Source organism: Acinetobacter harbinensis (assembly GCF_000816495.1).
Taxonomy (GTDB): Bacteria; Pseudomonadota; Gammaproteobacteria; order Pseudomonadales; family Moraxellaceae; genus Acinetobacter; species Acinetobacter harbinensis.
Map to the genome: position 1 here is coordinate 283,865 of NZ_JXBK01000001.1, position 18,223 is coordinate 302,087.

Consider the following 18,223-nt stretch of genomic DNA (forward strand, 5'->3'; position numbering starts at 1 on the left):
CGATAGCGCAGAACAACTTTGGTCAGTTCGCTGCGCTTAAAAGGCAGGCTTTTTAGCTAGATATTCATCAATCACTTGAATATGTTTTTGCAATGAGCCACTATTTTTTTGCATAATCGCTGCGGCATGCTCACTTAAGCGCTGGGCTTGTTCAGGTTGCTGCACACACTGGATTAACTGCGCAGCCACTTGATTCACCTCTTGCCCAAGCAAAATAGCATCCGCCTTGATCAATTCATCAACAATGGTTTGAAAATTAAAATAGTTCGGCCCAATCACTGTCGGAATATTCAGTGCCATCGGCTCTAAAATATTATGTCCACCGCCCGGCTCATTCAGTGAACCACCCACAAAGCATACACAACTTAAAGCATACCACAGCCACATCTCGCCCATACTATCGGCCAAATACACTTGGCTTTCGGCCTCGATCCTTTGTCCTAGACTGCGGCGCTGGGTTGTCAGCGGTAAATCTTGTGCAAGCTGAAACACTGCATCAAAACGTTCTGGATGACGCGGTACGATAATGATTAAAAGCTCTGGATGATCAACCAAATAAGGTTTTAATGCACTGAGTAATTTTTGTTCTTCTGGTGCGTGGGTACTGGCCAGCGTAATCACTTGACGCTTAGACAAATTCCACTGTTGTTTAAGCACTTCAGCCTGTTGAATAAAGCTTTCAGGGGCTTGAATATCAAATTTAATACTGCCCAATATCTGCGCTTTATCCGGCGCCATTCCCAATTCAAGGTAACGCTGTAAAGTGGCCTGATCTTGCGCCAATAAGCGATCGATACCGCTGAGCATACCGTGGGTTAAGGCAGCTACTTTGGCATAGCCTTGGGCTGATTTTTCTGAAAGACGCGCATTAATCAATAAACACGGCACGTTAAAGTGTTTGGCTTGATCAATTAAATTCGGCCAAATTTCTGTTTCCATCAACAGCAATAATTTCGGCTGATATTTTTGATAAAATGCCTGTACTAAACTTTTCTGATCGGCCGGTAAATACACCGCTTGGAATAACGAGGCATACGCTGCAGTTGAGAATAATGCTTTGGCACGTGCCTGTCCCGTTTTGGTGGTATTGGTCACCAACACCGCATGACCCAAGCGAAGATAATGTTCAATTAATGGCTGTGCGGCATTGGTCTCACCGACAGACACCACATGAAACCAGATCGCATGCCGATTTTTTGGTGCTTGAAAAGGACCAAAGCGTTCTAGACATTCTTGCTGACATTGCTCGGCATTTAGCGCACGTTTCCTAATCTTCCATTGATACAAAGGCTTAATGAGGGATAATGCTGCGTTATACCAAAAAGGAGTAGCCAAACACGTTGCCTCAGATGATTTTTAATCGGCAAAATATAACAGAGCAGCCTGCATAAGTTAATGCCTTCTGCTCTGTGGTTAAATTTATTCTATTTCAGGCAAAGATTTAGCTCTCAAGCAACTGCTTATTTAAAAAAGGATAATCGGTATATCCTGCAGCCACATCCGTACCAATCATATGTTCTAAGTTTAATTCATTCAGTTCTTCATCCTGCACCAAACGCTCATACAAATCGGGATTGGCAATATAGGCCTTCCCAAACGATACAGCCTCAGCTTGACCTGAACGCAATAAATCCAGAGCATCTTCACGACTTAAACGCATATTGGCGATATACGGCACACCCTGCGCTCGTGCTTTCATCTCTAAGCTAATACTGTCATCGGCCAAATACTCACGGGTAAAGAAGAAAGCAATCTGACGTTTACCCAATTCTTGCATGGCGTAACCGAAGGTTTCACGTGGAGCGTCATCGCCCATATCGTGCTCATCGCCGCGTGGCGCTAAATGTACACCCACGCGCCCTGCACCCCAGACCTCAATCAGCACATCAACCACTTCCAGTAAAAAACGCACACGATTTTCAACTGAACCGCCATAACAATCAGTGCGTGTATTGGTTGAAGTCTGTAAAAATTGATCAATCAGATAACCATTGGCGGCATGCAGTTCTACACCATCAAAACCGGCGGCTTTGGCGCGAATCGCTGCTTGTTTATATTCTTCAACAATGGCTTTAATCTCTGAAATAGCCAGCGGACGGGGCACCACATATTCACGTTTTGGACGCAATAAGCTGACATAACCGGCTTGTTTCACTTCACTGGCAGAAACTGGCGTAGCGCCTTGCAATAAATCTGGATGTGAAACACGGCCCACATGCCACAACTGCGCCACAATCAAACCGTCTTTGGCATGCACGGCATGAGTAACATTTTTCCAGCCTTCAACCTGAGCATCACTGAATAAACCGGGGGTTTTTTCATAACCATTGGCGGCTTCTGAAATAACGGTCGCTTCGGAGATAATCAATCCGGCACTGGCCCGCTGCGCATAGTATTCGGCCATCATTGCCGTAGGTACCCGATCAACGCTGGCACGACTGCGCGTTAATGGCGCCATCACCACACGGTTTTTAAGTTTAAGTTCACCAAATTGAATTGGGGTTGAAAAATCTGTCATCAAGCAATCCTCTTACAGCATACTTGGACGGATTAAGGTCTAAAGCGCATGCTGCAAATGTTGTAGAAATTTTTGGATCAGTGCTTCATTGCGTGAAAAATACGACCATTGTCCGTATTTCGTCACTTCAATTAAACCGGCCTGTTGCAGCACGGATAAATGATTTGACATGGTCGATTGAGAGATAGGCGCAATTTTTTCCATCTGCCCTGCACAGACCCCACGACTAAAATCAGTGCCGCATTCTTCATCGGCAATATAACGCTCAGGTTCTTTTAAACATTGCAGAATCTGACGTCTAATCGGGTTTGCCAAGGCTTTATAAATTGCTTCTGTGTCCATCTCATTTCACTCATGTCATGATCAGCACCTTACCAAAATCATTATATCTATTTTTTACGATATTTATATCGTTTTTATTCGATGCAATGCTTTCTTTTGTAAATTGCCATCATTGTGTCGCAGTATTTTCTATTCTAGCATGCTCTATGCAAGGACTTAGATCAGCGCACCGGGGTTATTTTAAAGTCAAAAAAAACAGAGGACCAGCCTCTGTTTTTTAAAATAAACTTAAAGACCTTGTTTTAAACTGGCTTCAATAAATTTATCTAAATCACCATCCAGTACCGCACCGGTATTGGAGCTTTCGACACTGGTACGTAAATCTTTAATACGTGAATCATCAAGTACATAAGAGCGAATTTGGCTGCCCCAACCAATATCGGACTTGGTGTCTTCTAAAGCCTGTGCAGCATCATTACGAATCTGCATTTCGCGCTCATATAATTTGGCACGTAACTGCTTCCACGCATGATCACGGTTGGCATGTTGTGAACGTTGCGTTTGGCAAGCCACCACAATACCCGTCGGCGCATGGGTTAAGCGTACCGCAGAATCGGTTTTGTTAATGTGCTGACCACCCGCGCCCGAGGCACGATAAGTATCAGTACGCACATCTGCAGGATTGATATCAATTTCAATATTATCGTCCACTTCAGGTGAGACAAATACTGCAGAGAACGAAGTATGACGACGATTACCTGAGTCAAATGGCGACTTACGCACCAAACGGTGTACTCCAGACTCAGTACGCAACCAACCATAGGCATAGTCGCCTTCAACACGAATCGTGGCGGACTTAATACCGGCCACATCACCGCCGGATTCTTCCATCACTTCGGCTTTAAAACCATGACGTTCAATCCAACGCAGATACATACGCAGCAGCATGGATGCCCAATCTTGTGCTTCTGTTCCGCCTGAACCGGCCTGAATTTCCACATAACATGGATTCGGATCCATGGGATGACTAAACATACGGCGGAATTCAAGTTTGGCCAACTCATCTTCAGCCGTATTTAATTCCGCTTGCACATCTTCAAGTAAACTTTCATCATCGACTTCAACGGCCAAATCCAACATCGCTTGAGCATCTTCAAGTTGCGTAGATAAACCTTCTAACACATTCAGTACATTTTCAAGCTCGCCTTTTTCTTTGGCCATGGCTTGTGCACGGGCTTGATCATTCCAAATGTTCGGGTCTTCAAGTTCACGCAGAACTTCCTCTAAACGCTCTTTTTTCAGATCGTAGTCAAAGATACCCCCGTAATGTTTGACCACGGTCGTTTAAGTCTTTTAATTGGATTAGATAAGGATTAATTTCCACGCGAATTACTCTCAATCAGAATTTGGGCTTAAATAGCCCGCAATTATACCACAGAGCATAGATGCTATTTTGTCGCCATTTCATTGGAAGAGTAGTAGTATCAATATGGTTTTAATTCACTTTGAATCGATTAAATTAAGTGTTTAAAGGTATACTTTTTAGCATTGATCGCAGCAGGATAGTTAAAAACACCACTCAACTTTGCTTCAAAAATCCCTCACATTGCCTAAAAGCTAATGACCTCTATACAACATTGTTGCGATGAAGAAACTTAGTCAGAAAACAAACCATCGCCCTTACTTTAACGATGAATTTGATTATTTTAAAAAAATTGTTCTGTTACAGAATTCTTAATTATTTATTAAAAACCGCGTTAAATTCATCAAATACACACAATTTTAATAAAACAAAACATTTGATTTAATTGTTATTGATCAATTATTTAACTCAAAATACTTACACAACATTACGTTAGCAACACTTCTGTAACCTTGCAATGATTGACCTCGTTTCATTTTACTCTAAACTTAAAGTTGTAACAAAAAATGTATTATTTTCGACCACAAATTTAAGGGGTAGTATTCATGAAAAAATTAGCCATTGCTTCAGCACTTCTTTCTGCTCTAGCAGTTACAGGTACAGCACATGCATACCAATCCGAAGTAGGTGCATCAGCTGCTTATATCGACCCAGACAATGGTAGTTCAGGTAATGCTTTTGGTATTGATGGTACATACTACTTCAACCCCGTTCAAACTCGTAATGCCCCACTTGCTGAAGCCGCGTTCCTTGACCGTGCCAGCAATGTAAACGCGCATGCAACCTTTGCTGACCGCGGTGATACAGATGACAATACTTATGGTATTGGCGCAGAATATTATGTACCAAATTCAGATTTTTATTTAGGTGGTGACGTAAGCCGTAACAACACTGAGTATCGTATAGCTGGTCAAAAATTTGACCTTGATACCACTTATTATGCAGCTGAAGTCGGTTATCTGCCTGCACCAGGTCTATTGATTGCCTTGGGTCTTAAAGGTTATGACAACGACAATGATGATGGTGTCGATCCAACGCTTCGTGCTAAATATGTAACTCAATTAAGCAACGGTAATGACATTAACTTAGAAGCTGGCGCATCATTTGGTGATCTAGATGAGTTCAATGTTGCTGCAGATTACTTCATTGATAAAACCTTAAGCGTGGGTGTGGATTACTACAACAACGATCTTGCCGATCAAAATGAATTTGGTATTAATGCACGTAAATTCTTTAATCAACAAGTTAGCCTTGAAGGCCGTGTTGGTTTTGGTGAAATCGGTAACAATGACTACAATTCTTTTGGTCTAGCAGCGAAATATCGCTTCTAATACCACATAAAATTCAATTTTCAGAAAATAGCTTATTTACGAATAAGCTATTTTTTTTGCTTTAAAATAAGTGATTTATTCATAAATAAACATTGACTGACTGGCGATTTTGCGTACAATTCGTGGCGACAGAAATATAATGTCACATATTTACAATAAAATTGAGATCTTAAACAATGTTTAAAAAAATTGCTTTGTCTGCGGCTCTTCTTGCCCTATTCGGTACTGCTCATGCTTATCAAGCTGAAATCGGTGCTACAGTCGCTTACGTTGATCCAGATGATGCTGATTCTTCTACCGGTGTTGCAGTTGACGGTACTTATTATTTCAATGCCGTACAAGTTAAAAACTCACCGCTTAATGAAGCTGCATTTTTAGATCGCGCCAGCAACATCAATGCAAGCTTAAGTTATTATGATTATGACTTTGCAGAACAAACTACTTTTGGTGTAGGTATTGAATACTATATTCCAAACTCTGATTTCTACTTGAGTGGTAAAGTAGGTCAGACTGCAGTAGATACAGATTTCGGTGATTTTGATACGACTACTTATTCAGCTGAAGTAGGCTATTTACCAATGCCAGGTCTTTTAGTTGCTCTTGGTTTGGCCGGTTATGACAATGACGAAAATGATGATGTAAATCCATCTTTACGCGCAAAATATGTTACTCAAGTGGGTGCATATGACATGAACTTTGAAGCTGGCGCTACGTTTGGCGATGACAATGCTTATGCTGTGGGTGCAGACCTTTATCTAGACAAGACTTTAAGCGTAGGTCTTGGCTTTACCGGTAGCGATGCTGATGGTATTGATGATGATATCTTCACAATCCGTGCGAAAAAATTCCTCACTCAACAAGTGAGCTTAGAAGGTTCTGTAGCATTTGCAGATGAAGCCAATATCTTTGGTCTTCGTGCCGCATACCGCTTCTAATCTCTCATCAGATTTAGATCAAAATAAAAAACCGCTCGCTTGAGCGGTTTTTTATTGCTCTAAATGTAAAATACGTAGCTGCAAACTCACATTGCCATTAAATTCGTTTTTATCCAGTTCATAAACCAAATTTACCGTATCTTGCATGGGATTAAATTCAAATTTATCTCGGGCATTAAAGGCAATCGCATCGACCACTTGTGCATTTTCAAGTACTAATTTTAATTTCAAATGACTGTCTTTTAACCAACGATAATCCAGTACTTTAAATTTTCCTTCAAACACAGGTGCAGGAAAATTCTGTCCCCACGGCGTTAAATTTTGCAGTAGATCAACGGTCTGAATCTGAAAGGCATGACTGGGTAATTCACCATCTGTCCATAAGGTGGCATGAAACAGTGATTCATCCATCGTGGCAATCAATTGCTCAAAGGCTTGTTTAAATGGCTCAAAATGTATTTTTTTCAGCGTTAATCCTGCCGCAGCAGCATGCCCCCCAAAGTGGCTAATCAGCTGTGGGTGTTGTTCTGCAATGAGCTCGATGGCATCGCGAATATGCACGCCATCAATTGAACGTGCCGAACCCTTCAGATGAATGCCATCTTCATCGGCTGCAAAAACAATACTTGGGCGATGAAACTGTTCTTTTAAACGTCCAGCCACAATACCAATCACCCCTTGATGCCAATGTGGCTCAAACAGGATTAAAGCGGCCGGTAGCTGTGCTGAATCTAAAGATAAACTGGCAAGCGCGGACAATGCCTGTTGTTTCATATCGGCTTCAACATGACGCCGCTCAATATTCAGTTGGTTTAATTGCTGTGCCAATGGATACGCGGTCTGCAAATCATCTGCCAGTAAACACTCAATCCCAATATCCATGGTTTCCATACGGCCAGCGGCATTAATACGTGGCCCAAGTACAAAACCTAAATCTTGCGCTTTAAGCTGCGCCGGATCACGCCCTGCAATATCCAATAAAGCACTTATCCCTGCGCGGCATTGCTTGCGTTGAATGCGCTTTAGCCCTGCATCCACCAAGATACGGTTGTTATAGTCCAAACTGGCGACATCGGCATAGGTTCCCAATGCCACCAAATCCAAATAATCGCTAATTTTGCTGCTGGATTTGCTCAATTTACTGCGATGGCTAGACAGATTGGCCAGTAAATAAAAGGCCACACCGACCCCAGCCAATGCTTTACTGGGAAACTCACAGCCCAGTTGATTGGGATTGACCACCGCTTCAGCATCAGGCGTGGCCTTGGTGGTCAGGTGATGATCGGTAATAATCACCTGCATGCCATGTGCTTGAGCCTGCTCCACTCCCGCATGACTAGAAATTCCGTTATCAACCGTGATCAATAGATCAGGCTGATAGCGGCTAAATGCTAAATCGGCAATTTTTGGGGTTAAACCATAGCCATATTTAAAACGATCTGGCACCAGATATTCAACATCCGCGCCCATATCGCGGAGCACCAGCACCATTAAAGCGGTGCTGGTGGCGCCATCGGCATCATAATCGCCGACAATGACAATTTTTTTCTGCGCATCAATGGCCTGATCCATCAGCTGAACGGCGTGGTTTAAACCTTTTAAGTTGGCAGCCAGCAAATGCTTTAATTTCAATTGCAGTTGTTGAGCATCCTCCACCCCACGGCGCGCTAAAATTTGCGCCAAAAAGGGCGATACACCCTGAATATGTTCAGGATGAGTCAGAAAAGGACGCTGTTGAATCTGTATTTTTGGCATTTACGGCATCAATCGCTGTAATGTCCAAACACCATCGATATTTTTATAGCTTAAGCGGTCATGTAAGCGATTGGGACGGCCTTGCCAAAACTCGTAATAATCGGGCTGTAAACGATAACCGCCCCAAAATTCCGGTTTATCTAAGGCTATTTTTTCTACCACGCTGTCTTGCAAGACTTGAAAACGGGTTTGTAATTCTTCACGATTGGCGATCACACCGCTTTGTGGCGTACTGATATGCGCAGCAATTTGACTGTCACGTGGACGTTTATGGTAATAGTCGGTCGACTCAGCCAAAGAAATTTTCACTACACGGCCACTGACGCGAATTTGTCGCTCTAATTCCGGCCAATAAAACAATAATTCAGCATACGGATTATGGTTTAAATCCAAGCCTTTTTGACTGTCGTAGTTGGTATAAAAGTCATAACCGGCTGCTGTGGCACCGCGCAGTAACACCGTACGCACATGCGGACGGCCTTCAGCATTGGCAGTGGCCAAAGACATGGCATACGGCTCATGTAGTTTGCTGTCCAAAGCCTGATTAAACCAATCTAGAAACTGCTCATGCGGATGTGAATGCACATGGGTCTCCATTAATTCACCCTTTTGATAGCTTAAGCGTAACTCACTTAAATCTTTAATCACATTACTCATGTTATTTTCCTAAGCCGCATTGGCACGTACAGTATCAGCCAAATGATTGGCCAAATCGGTGACTTCTTGCAGGTTGTCACCTTCAACCATCACACGAATCACCGGCTCAGTGCCTGATTTACGAATCAGTAAACGGCCACGCCCTTCAAGCTGCGCTTCAACTTTGGCAAACTCACTCACCAAGGCCGGTACCGCATAGGGATCAAACATTTGCTCTAAACGTACATTCACCAGCACATTCGGCAACAAATCAAAATCTGCCACCAATTCATGCAAGGCTTTTTTCTGCTCCACCATCACAGTTAAGACTTGTAAGGCGGCAATAATGGCATCACCAGTGGTGCTTTTATCTAAAGTTAGGATATGTCCCGATGGCTCGCCACCCAACACCCAACCTTGTTCATCTAAGGCCTGCAACACATAACGGTCACCAACATTGGCGCGAATGAACGGCACATTGGCTTTGGCTAACGCCAACTCTAATGCCATATTACTCATTACCGTACCAACAATGCCGGCCGGTTTTTGACTGGCTTGGGTGGCTAAAATATATAAAATATGATCACCATCAATTAGTTGGCCATTTTTATCCACCAATACCACCCGATCGGCATCTCCATCGAAGGCAATGCCTAAATCCGCTTGCTGGTCAATCACGGCTTTTTGTAAGCTCTCTGGATGGGTTGAACCACAGTCTTGATTGATATTGACACCGTCTGGCTCATTATGCAGCGTGACCACTTTGGCACCTAATTCTTTAAATACCGATGGGCCGACGCTATAAGCTGCACCATTGGCACAATCGACCACAATTTTTAAATTACTCAGATCAAAATGATACGGAAAAGTTGATTTACAAAATTCAATGTAGCGGCCATTGGCATCATTCACGCGCACGCTTTTGCCCAAGTTTGCGGTATCGTCAATCTTGAGTTCTTTGTCAAGTTCTTGATTAATCGCATCTTGCATCTCATTGGCTAATTTTTTGCCTTCACCAGAGAAAAACTTAATCCCATTATCATAATAAGGGTTATGTGACGCTGAAATCACAATGCCTAAACTGGCATGCAAAGCCCGAGTTAAATGCGCAATCGCCGGTGTCGGCAAGGGGCCCAATAAATGTACATAAACGCCAGCAGCATTTAAGCCCGCTTGTAATGCTGCTTCTAAAATATAGCCGGATAATCGAGTATCTTTGCCTAAAACAACAATCGGTTTATTCTTTTTAGTCTGCTGTTTTAAAACTTTTCCGGCAGCGAAACCGAGTTTAAGCGCAAACTCAGGTGTAATCGGAAGCTCACCAAACTTGCCACGGATACCATCTGTACCAAAATAACTCATTTCCTGCTCACTTTTTATACATGTATAGTGATATTCACTATGCTATTTTACTGCAAATACTGTACACCAAAATCAAAAAAGCCGTCATAGGAATGACGGCTTTTCAGGCGATTAATTACCAAAAATCAACCAACACGGTAGTTCGGTGCTTCTTTGGTAATGGTCACATCATGCACATGGGATTCTTGCATCCCCGCAGCGGTAATTTTTACAAACTTGGCATTTTGACGTAAGTCTTCAATGGTTGCTGAACCGGTATAACCCATTGATGAACGCAAACCGCCCATCATTTGATGCACGATATTGCCCATCGGGCCTTTATACGGCACGCGGCCTTCAATCCCTTCAGGAACCAGCTTTTCAGCACTGGCCTTAGAGTCTTGAAAGTAACGATCGGCAGAACCGGTTGCACCGGCCATTGCACCCAATGAACCCATACCACGATAGGCTTTGTAATAACGACCTTGGAAGAATTCCACTTCACCCGGTGCTTCTTCAGTACCGGCCATCAGTGAACCGACCATAATAGTGCTGGCACCGGCGCCAATGGCTTTGGCCATGTCACCCGAGAAGCGAATACCACCATCGGCAATTAAAGGAATTTGTTCTTTTAAGGCATTGGCAACGCTGTCAATGGCAGACATTTGCGGCATACCAATACCGGCCACAATACGTGTGGTACAGATTGAACCCGGACCGATCCCCACTTTAACCGCATCTGCGCCGGCATCCAGTAAAGCCAGTGCAGCATCACCGGTGGCAATGTTGCCGCCAATCACTTGAACATGCGGATAATTGGCTTTAACCCAACGCACGCGTTCAATCACACCGGCGGAGTGGCCGTGTGCAGTATCAACCACAATGGCATCTACACCGGCTTCAACCAAGGCTTCAACACGGCTTGGTGTTTCAGCACCAGTACCGACTGCTGCGCCGACACGTAAACGGCCCAAATTATCTTTGCAGCTGTTTGGATACAGTTCAGCTTTACGGAAATCAGTGACCGTAATTAAGCCTTTTAATTCATTGTTTTCGCCCACCACCAACACTTTTTCAATGCGATGCTGTTGTAATAAGGCTTGAATATGTTCTTTTGATTCATGTTCACGTACCGTCACCAGACGGTCTTGACCGGTCATGATGTTACTGACAGGCTGCTCTTGGTTGGTGACAAAACGCGTATCACGACCGGTAACAATTCCCACCACTTTGCCATCTTTAACCACCGGCACACCGCTGATATTGTTGGCTTGGGTAATGGCAATCAGTTCACGCACTGTGGTTTCAGGCGTCACCGTAATAGGATCTTTCACCATACCGGCTTCGAATTTTTTCACACGGCGCACTTCAGCAGCTTGTGCTGAAATATCCATATTTTTATGTAAAATACCGATCCCGCCATTTTGCGCCATCGCAATCGCCATACGTGATTCTGTCACCGTATCCATTGCAGCTGAAACGAGGGGGATATTTAAATAAATGTCGCGCGTGAGCCGTGTCTTTAAAGAGACATCTTTTGGGAGGACAGTTGAGTAAGCAGGGAGTAATAAGACATCATCGAAGGTTAGGGCTTCTTGAACGATGGTCAACATAACAGTCTCACTGGTAATTTCCGTGCACTATTATAAACAAAAAAAATAGTTTTATTCAGGTTAATTGCACATTATCCAGCAAAATTAATTAATCAGTGTTTATCCATCCCATCTTTTTTGTTTTTCGATCAATATCGTAGGGCATAACGCAGCTTAAAATGGGCGTTAAAATTCATATAACACAGATTCAATATTTTTTAATTTGATGATTTATCTAATTTTTAGATAATATTCATCAGCAGTGAAGTAAGAAAATTGTATTTCTTATTTCAAGCATGCCATTTTCAATTAAAGCTATAGTTGCATAGCATGATAACCAGCACGTCCATTGAATATGATTGAGCCGCTTAAAATGGAACTGCAGTTTTTTCAATCTAACCGATGATTTAAGCCAAACTTTAATCGCCCAGCTTAAACCCCATCTGCCGTATTAAAATTTTAACTTGGACAAGTAAAGACGCTTTCATCCATTAAATCGGTACCGCATTGTAAGGTTTCAATCCAATCCAAGAATTGATTAACTCGCTCTTTACCGATAAACGGTGTGCCATGCTGTGGCACAATCATTTCTACGTCCATGGTGCGCACCATATTGACCCATAAACGAATAATTTTATTGCAACACATATAACGCTGATGAAAGCCTTTCATTTTTAAAATATGCGCTTCAAAATCATCAATCGGTTGCGATGCATCATCCACCATTGATGCGCCCATATCACCGGAAAATAAAATTTTTGCAATTGGATCATAAAACTGGAAGTTACCCACCGAGTGTAGAAAATGCGCTGGCACCACAATAATACGTGATTGGCCTAAAGTGATAACGCCGCCCTGATCTGGCAATTCAATTAAGCGCTCCAACCAACCACCTTTCATGCGGTCGCTCATAAAGGCCGAATTTAAATGCGGTAAAAAACGCGCCCACAGTTTTGAGGCCACCACTTTGGCATCGGTATACACCAACCAACGCGGCATCGAAGTAATAATGTCTGGGTCTTGATGAGACGCCATCACATAATCCAGATGAGTTAAACGGGTGTATTTATTCAGTTCCATGGTCAGCGGTACATAGGTCAAATCGCCGCCTGGATCGAGTACCGCAGCACGCTCATTATCCAAAATTAGGAATTGGTTGGCTTGTACGCCTTCACCTTTCACCAAACTGGTAAAGCTAATACATTTATGTATGCCATTATCAAATAACACCTGTGATGTCGTGCGATCCAACGCCATAACCTTTTCCCCAAATATGGTTTTAAAAATGCAGTCTTAATGACGTACAACATATAGGGAATTACATAAAGTTACAACAAACATGTCGCGAGACATCGGGATATTTATCAGACAATTGTGCGGCAATTGGCATTTAAAATCCCGACAAAAACAGGTGGATTTTATGATGACTTAGTCTTTACAGCACATAATATTGCAGCAACGCCAATAGACCAATCAGTAAAAATAAGCTTGCAGCAATTTTATGAATCAAGGCAATCGGCAGCTTGTTTGCCAACTTATCGCCGATAAACACTGCAGGTGCATTGGCAATCATCATGCCGAGCGTAGTGCCCGCCGTGACCCAGAAAATACTGTCAAAACGTGCCGCCAGTGCCACCGTGGCAATTTGCGTTTTATCGCCAATTTCAGCCAAAAAGAACAGTACAAAAGTCGCGCCAAATACGCCGTATTTTTGCCATCGATTAATACTGTCTGTTTCATCGTCTAATTGGTCTGGAATCAGCATCCACAGCGCCATGGCAATAAAGCCCAATGCAACAATCCACAGCAAGACTTCTGGATTGAGTACTGTGGTGATCCATTGGCCAAAAACAGCCGATATACCATGATTGAGCAAGGTGGCCAATAAAATAGCCAATAGAATAGGAATGGGTTTTTGAAAGCGTGCGGCCAGCAACAGTGCCAATAATTGGGTCTTATCGCCCATTTCAGCAAGTGCAACAATTAAGGTGGAGATGAATAACTCATACATGCGCTTGTTCTCTGGCTAGCAAAATTTGCCGATGATTTATCCCTCCGCTGCTAGCCAAAAATGTGCAGAGTGATAAATCAAAGGTCTTGCCAACAAAAGAAGCTTTGGTTTTAAAAAAGCCTATTTGGTATTTTGCTATGATGACCATGTTCACAAGAACAAGTATGTTGACCATCACCTTTTTACTTAGCGTAAAAAGCGGCTACTCCCCAATGAAGTGGCACTAGTGTAATGCAGCAGCACACTTTGTTCAAATCGGTTTTCTGCAATGCACCGCATTTTAGCTCCAGCCATCATGATTTTTCCCATAAAAAAACCCTGCCGCAGCAGAGTTTTTTCAAATGCGGTAACGCTTCACAATTACAGTAAAAGCGTACGAATATCGGCCAAAAGCTGCGTCAGTTTATGGGTAAAGCGCGCTGCATCAGCACCATTAATCACTCGATGATCATAGGACAATGACAACGGCAACATGAGGCGTGGATCGAAGCTTTCACCATTCCAAACCGGTTGCATAGTGGCCGGTGAAATACCCAAAATCGCCACTTGTGGCCAATTCACCAATGGAGTAAATGCAGTCCCGCCAATTGATCCCAAACTGGTAATAGTAAAATTAGCCCCTTGTAAATCTTTTGGTGATAATTTTCTATCGCGGGCTTTTTGGCTTAACTCACCCAATTCAATGGCAATTTGCTTCACTGATTTTTGATCAGGATGACGCAGCACGGGTACCGTTAAACCATCAGCTGTTGCAACCGCAATGCCCATATGAATTTCATTTCGCAGCAAGACGGACTTTTGATCATCGGCCAAGTGACCGGAAAAATAAGGCTCTTCTTTTAACAAATGCGCCAAAGCTTTGGCAATGAACGCCAAAATGGTCAGGCTCACCCCGTCTTTTTTGAAGTTGGCTTTTAACTCACCGCGCCACGCTTCAAGATCGGTAATATCTGCCAAATCAAATTGAGTGACCTGTGGAATAAAGTTATTCAATGACAATTGCGGCACAGACACCTGCTGCAAACGCGTCATGGCTTTCTCTTGTGTTCCACCAAAGGCACTAAAATCAGGGAGCTTTGGCAAACTTGCAGCGGCAACCGCTTGTGCCACAGGTGCCACTTGCGCAGTGGTCAAGCGTGTTTTCACATAAGCAAAGACATCTTCTTTCATCACACGTTCATGCGCACCGGATGCTTGCACTTTAGCCAACACCACACCCAACTCACGGGCCAATTTTCGGACCGCGGGACCTGCATACACTTCGGCATTGGCCGCATTTTCTGCTTGGGTCAGCTTATCCGCACCCGATGCAGTGATTGGCGCCTCTGCTTTCTGAGTTAGCGCTACTGCTTTTTCGGGTACAGCTTCAGCTTTGGCGGCAATTTTTTCAGCAGCTGCAACTTTCGTCGCTTGAACACTGGCTGTTGCTTGACCTTCAATGCTCAGCAATGCTGCGCCTTGACTGACACTTTGACCCACGCGCACATGAATGGCTTTAATCACACCGGCGATGGAGCTTGGCACTTCAACTGTGGCTTTGTCCGACTCCACCACAATAATACTTTGATCAGCTTCAACACGATCACCTACTTGGACTAAGATTTCCGCCACGGTGGCTTTATCCACGCCCAAATCAGGCACGCTAATTTCAATCACAGCGCTTGCCGCTGGAGCACTTTCTGCTTCAGCTTCAGCTTGTATTGGACGCGTTTCAGCAGGAGTCACTTTAGCTGGCTCGGCCGTAACTTCTGCTTGCGCAGTTAAACCCGCCACTTTGACTTTAATCAGCAGCACACCTTCTTTAACTGTATCGCCTTCATGCACCTCAATGCTTTCGACTATACCGGCCACTGAACTCGGCACTTCAACCGTGGCTTTGTCGGACTCAACCACCACGATACTTTGATCAATCTCAATATGATCACCGATGCTAACCAGAATTTCACCCACCAGCGCTTTTTCTACGCCAATATCGGGTAGTTTCACCTCAACACTGGCTGAAGCACTGCTCGTGCCAGCCGGTTGTGCAGAAGCCGCCGGTTGATGAGATGCTAATTCCGGCATAATCTCTTGATCAGGCAGTGCTGTTGCTGTGTTTTCTGCAGTCTGTTGTACCGCATCAGCTGCCGTACTTGCAGCATCTTCTGCTTCTAACTCAAGCAGCACGCTCCCTTCATTGACTTCATCGCCTAAGCTCACGCTAATGCTTTTAACAATACCTGCGGCTGGACTGGGCACTTCAACCGAAGCTTTATCCGACTCCAGCAAGACCACGCTGTCCTCTACCGCAATGCGATCGCCAACTTTTACTAAAATTTCAGCCACGGTGGCTTTATCAACCCCGATATCAGGTGTTTTGATGTGCATACTTAGTTCTCCTCACCTGATGGCTCTTTGTAATCTGCAACCGCATGAACTTCTGGATGGGTCTGTGGTAACCATGCCGCAGGACGATCGGTATCTAATTCAAAACTAGAAATTGCATCCTTGACCAAACGTGCATCTACTTCGCCTTCATCGGCCAGTTTTTTCAAGGTTGCCACCACAATATGTGCAGCATCCACACCAAAGAAACTGCGTAAATTGCCACGGGTATCAGAACGGCCATAACCATCGGTACCCAAAGTCACATAAGGACGATTGTCCGGCAGATGGGCACGAATTTGCTCACTATAGGCGCGCATATGATCGGTAGCAGAAACCACAATACCATCGGTTGAACGCAATTGCTGCGACACCCAAGACTCTTGTGCTTGCTCCGCCAAAGGATGTAAACGGTTATATTCTTCCACTGCAATCCCGTCACGTGCCAACTCGTTATAACTGGTCACACTCCAGACATTGGAATGAATTTGATATTCTTCACGCAGAATTTTCGCCGCTTTAATCACTTCACGTAAAATCACACCAGAGCCGAGCAGCTGTACAGTGGCTTTGTCATCTTGTTCAAGTAAATACATACCACGTTTAATGCCTTCCTCAACCCCTTCTGGCATTGCAGGATGCTCGTAGTTTTCATTCATGACGGTTAAGTAATAGAACACACGCTCTTGATTGACGTACATACGCTCTAAGCCGTCATGCACAATCACCGCCAATTCATAACCAAAACATGGGTCATACGCGACACAGTTTGGAATGGTGCCCGCTAAAACATGCGAATGACCATCTTGATGTTGTAAACCTTCACCATTTAAGGTAGTACGCCCTGCGGTGGCACCGATCAAGAAACCTTGCGCTTGTGCATCGCCTGCCGCCCATGCCAGATCACCAATACGTTGGAAACCAAACATCGAGTAATACATGTAGATCGGAATCATCGGCAAGTTATTGGTTGAATAACTGGTGCCCAATGCCGTCCAAGCACTCATTGCACCGGCTTCATTAATCCCTTCATTCAACATATGACCATCTTTGGCTTCACGATAGTTCATCAGCTGTTCTTGGTCTTCAGGGGTATAGTTTTGCCCATGTGCCGCATAAATACCCAGCTGACGGAACATACCTTCTAAACCAAAGGTGCGTGCTTCATCCGGTACAATCGGTACCACACGGTCTTTAATGGCTTTTTCTTTTAACAAGGCCGAGATTAAACGCACCATCACCATGGTGGTGGATTGCTCTTTACCGTTGCTGCCTTTTAACACGCCATCGAAAACTGAAAGGGCTGGAATTTCTAATGCCACACTGTCTTTACGACGTGCCGGCAAATAACCGCCTAAAGCTTCACGACGTGCTTTTAGATATTTCATTTCAGGCGAATTTTCACCCGGGCGATACAACGGCAATTCTTGTAACTGCTCATCATCAAACGGCAAGTTAAAACGGTCACGCACATAGCGCAGCGACTCAATGTGCATCTTTTTAATTTGATGGGTTTTGTTGACCGCTTCAATTTCATCCGACAAACCATAACCTTTAACGGTTTTTGCCAAAATCACCGTAGGCTGACCATTACGGGTCATGGCTGCAGCATACGCAGCATAAACTTTATACGGGTCATGTCCACCGCGATTTAGGTTATCAATATCTTCATCGCTTAAGTCTTTAACCAACTCGGCCGCTTCTGGATATTTTCCAAAGAACTGCTCACGGGTATACGCTCCGCCCTTCACCTGATAACGCTGATAATCACCGTCTAATGCTTCATTCATACGGGCTTTTAAAGCACCTGAGGTGTCTTTATCCAGTAGCGTGTCCCAATGACGGCCCCACACCACTTTAATCACACGCCAACCGGCACCGCGGAAAATCGACTCTAATTCTTGAATAATTTTACCGTTACCGCGTACCGGACCATCCAGACGCTGTAAGTTACAGTTAACCACCCAAATGAGATTATCGAGCTTTTCACGACCCGCCAGTGAAATTGCACCTAAGCTTTCTGGCTCATCCATCT

At 44.0% G+C, this 18,223-nt stretch carries 14 protein-coding genes and 1 riboswitch; of the genes, 2 read left to right on the forward strand and 12 right to left on the reverse strand.

Annotation, left to right across the window (positions count from 1 at the left end):
* Positions 1–36: 36 nt before the first annotated feature.
* The 4 genes from SE27_RS01430 to prfB form a co-directional block, all read right to left on the reverse strand.
* A complete protein-coding gene (locus SE27_RS01430) occupies positions 37–1,335 on the reverse strand; it encodes a 3-deoxy-D-manno-octulosonic acid transferase (RefSeq protein ID WP_039620200.1) in 1,299 nt (432 codons plus the stop codon).
* 106 nt (positions 1,336–1,441) lie between these two features.
* On the reverse strand, positions 1,442–2,518 hold the full coding sequence (locus SE27_RS01435) for an alkene reductase (protein WP_039620202.1): 1,077 nt from the start codon (positions 2,516–2,518) through the stop codon (positions 1,442–1,444).
* 39 nt (positions 2,519–2,557) lie between these two features.
* Positions 2,558–2,860, reverse strand: a complete 303-nt coding sequence (locus SE27_RS01440) for an ArsR/SmtB family transcription factor (protein WP_039620204.1) — start codon at positions 2,858–2,860, stop codon at positions 2,558–2,560.
* A gap of 228 nt (positions 2,861–3,088) precedes the next feature.
* Positions 3,089–4,184 (reverse strand): peptide chain release factor 2 gene (prfB, locus tag SE27_RS01445; RefSeq protein ID WP_148308906.1). Its coding sequence is split into 2 segments (ribosomal slippage): positions 3,089–4,111 and positions 4,113–4,184, totalling 1,095 coding nucleotides; the frame shifts between segments, so codons are not numbered across the junction.
* 584 nt (positions 4,185–4,768) lie between these two features.
* On the opposite strand from prfB, the gene SE27_RS01450 reads away from it, so the two are divergent.
* Positions 4,769–5,554: a putative porin gene (locus SE27_RS01450; RefSeq protein ID WP_039620207.1), complete on the forward strand. Its 786-nt coding sequence runs from the start codon at positions 4,769–4,771 to the stop codon at positions 5,552–5,554.
* 176 nt (positions 5,555–5,730) lie between these two features.
* Complete coding sequence (locus tag SE27_RS01455) at positions 5,731–6,489, forward strand: putative porin (protein WP_039620209.1); 759 nt, start codon at positions 5,731–5,733, stop codon at positions 6,487–6,489.
* A 51-nt stretch (positions 6,490–6,540) separates the two neighbouring features.
* On the opposite strand, the gene recJ is transcribed toward SE27_RS01455, so the two are convergent.
* The 8 genes from recJ to aceE all read right to left on the reverse strand — a co-directional run.
* On the reverse strand, positions 6,541–8,244 hold the full coding sequence (gene recJ, locus SE27_RS01460; RefSeq protein WP_039620211.1) for a single-stranded-DNA-specific exonuclease RecJ: 1,704 nt from the start codon (positions 8,242–8,244) through the stop codon (positions 6,541–6,543).
* Positions 8,245–8,901 carry a pyridoxamine 5'-phosphate oxidase gene (gene pdxH, locus SE27_RS13955; protein WP_039620214.1) on the reverse strand — a complete coding sequence of 219 codons (657 nt, stop codon included), beginning with the start codon at positions 8,899–8,901 and terminating at the stop codon, positions 8,245–8,247.
* A gap of 9 nt (positions 8,902–8,910) precedes the next feature.
* On the reverse strand, positions 8,911–10,242 hold the full coding sequence (glmM, locus tag SE27_RS01470; protein ID WP_039620216.1) for a phosphoglucosamine mutase: 1,332 nt from the start codon (positions 10,240–10,242) through the stop codon (positions 8,911–8,913).
* A gap of 125 nt (positions 10,243–10,367) precedes the next feature.
* Positions 10,368–11,834 (reverse strand): IMP dehydrogenase, encoded by a 1,467-nt coding sequence (gene guaB / locus SE27_RS01475; protein ID WP_039620218.1) that lies wholly within the window; start codon positions 11,832–11,834, stop codon positions 10,368–10,370.
* A 438-nt stretch (positions 11,835–12,272) separates the two neighbouring features.
* Entirely contained in the window at positions 12,273–13,070 is a 798-nt protein-coding gene (locus SE27_RS01480) for an oxygen-binding di-iron domain-containing protein (RefSeq protein ID WP_039620220.1), read from the reverse strand.
* A 178-nt stretch (positions 13,071–13,248) separates the two neighbouring features.
* The gene (locus tag SE27_RS01485; protein ID WP_039620222.1) at positions 13,249–13,824 is read right to left on the reverse strand and encodes a TMEM165/GDT1 family protein; all 576 of its coding nucleotides are present in this window, start codon (positions 13,822–13,824) and stop codon (positions 13,249–13,251) included.
* 52 nt (positions 13,825–13,876) lie between these two features.
* Positions 13,877–14,047, reverse strand: a riboswitch (yybP-ykoY riboswitch).
* A 137-nt stretch (positions 14,048–14,184) separates the two neighbouring features.
* Positions 14,185–16,191 carry a 2-oxo acid dehydrogenase subunit E2 gene (locus SE27_RS01495; RefSeq protein ID WP_039620225.1) on the reverse strand — a complete coding sequence of 669 codons (2,007 nt, stop codon included), beginning with the start codon at positions 16,189–16,191 and terminating at the stop codon, positions 14,185–14,187.
* A 2-nt stretch (positions 16,192–16,193) separates the two neighbouring features.
* Positions 16,194–18,223, reverse strand: a 2,030-nt coding sequence (gene aceE / locus SE27_RS01500; RefSeq protein ID WP_455549952.1) for a pyruvate dehydrogenase (acetyl-transferring), homodimeric type, incomplete at its 5' end; no start/stop codon positions are given.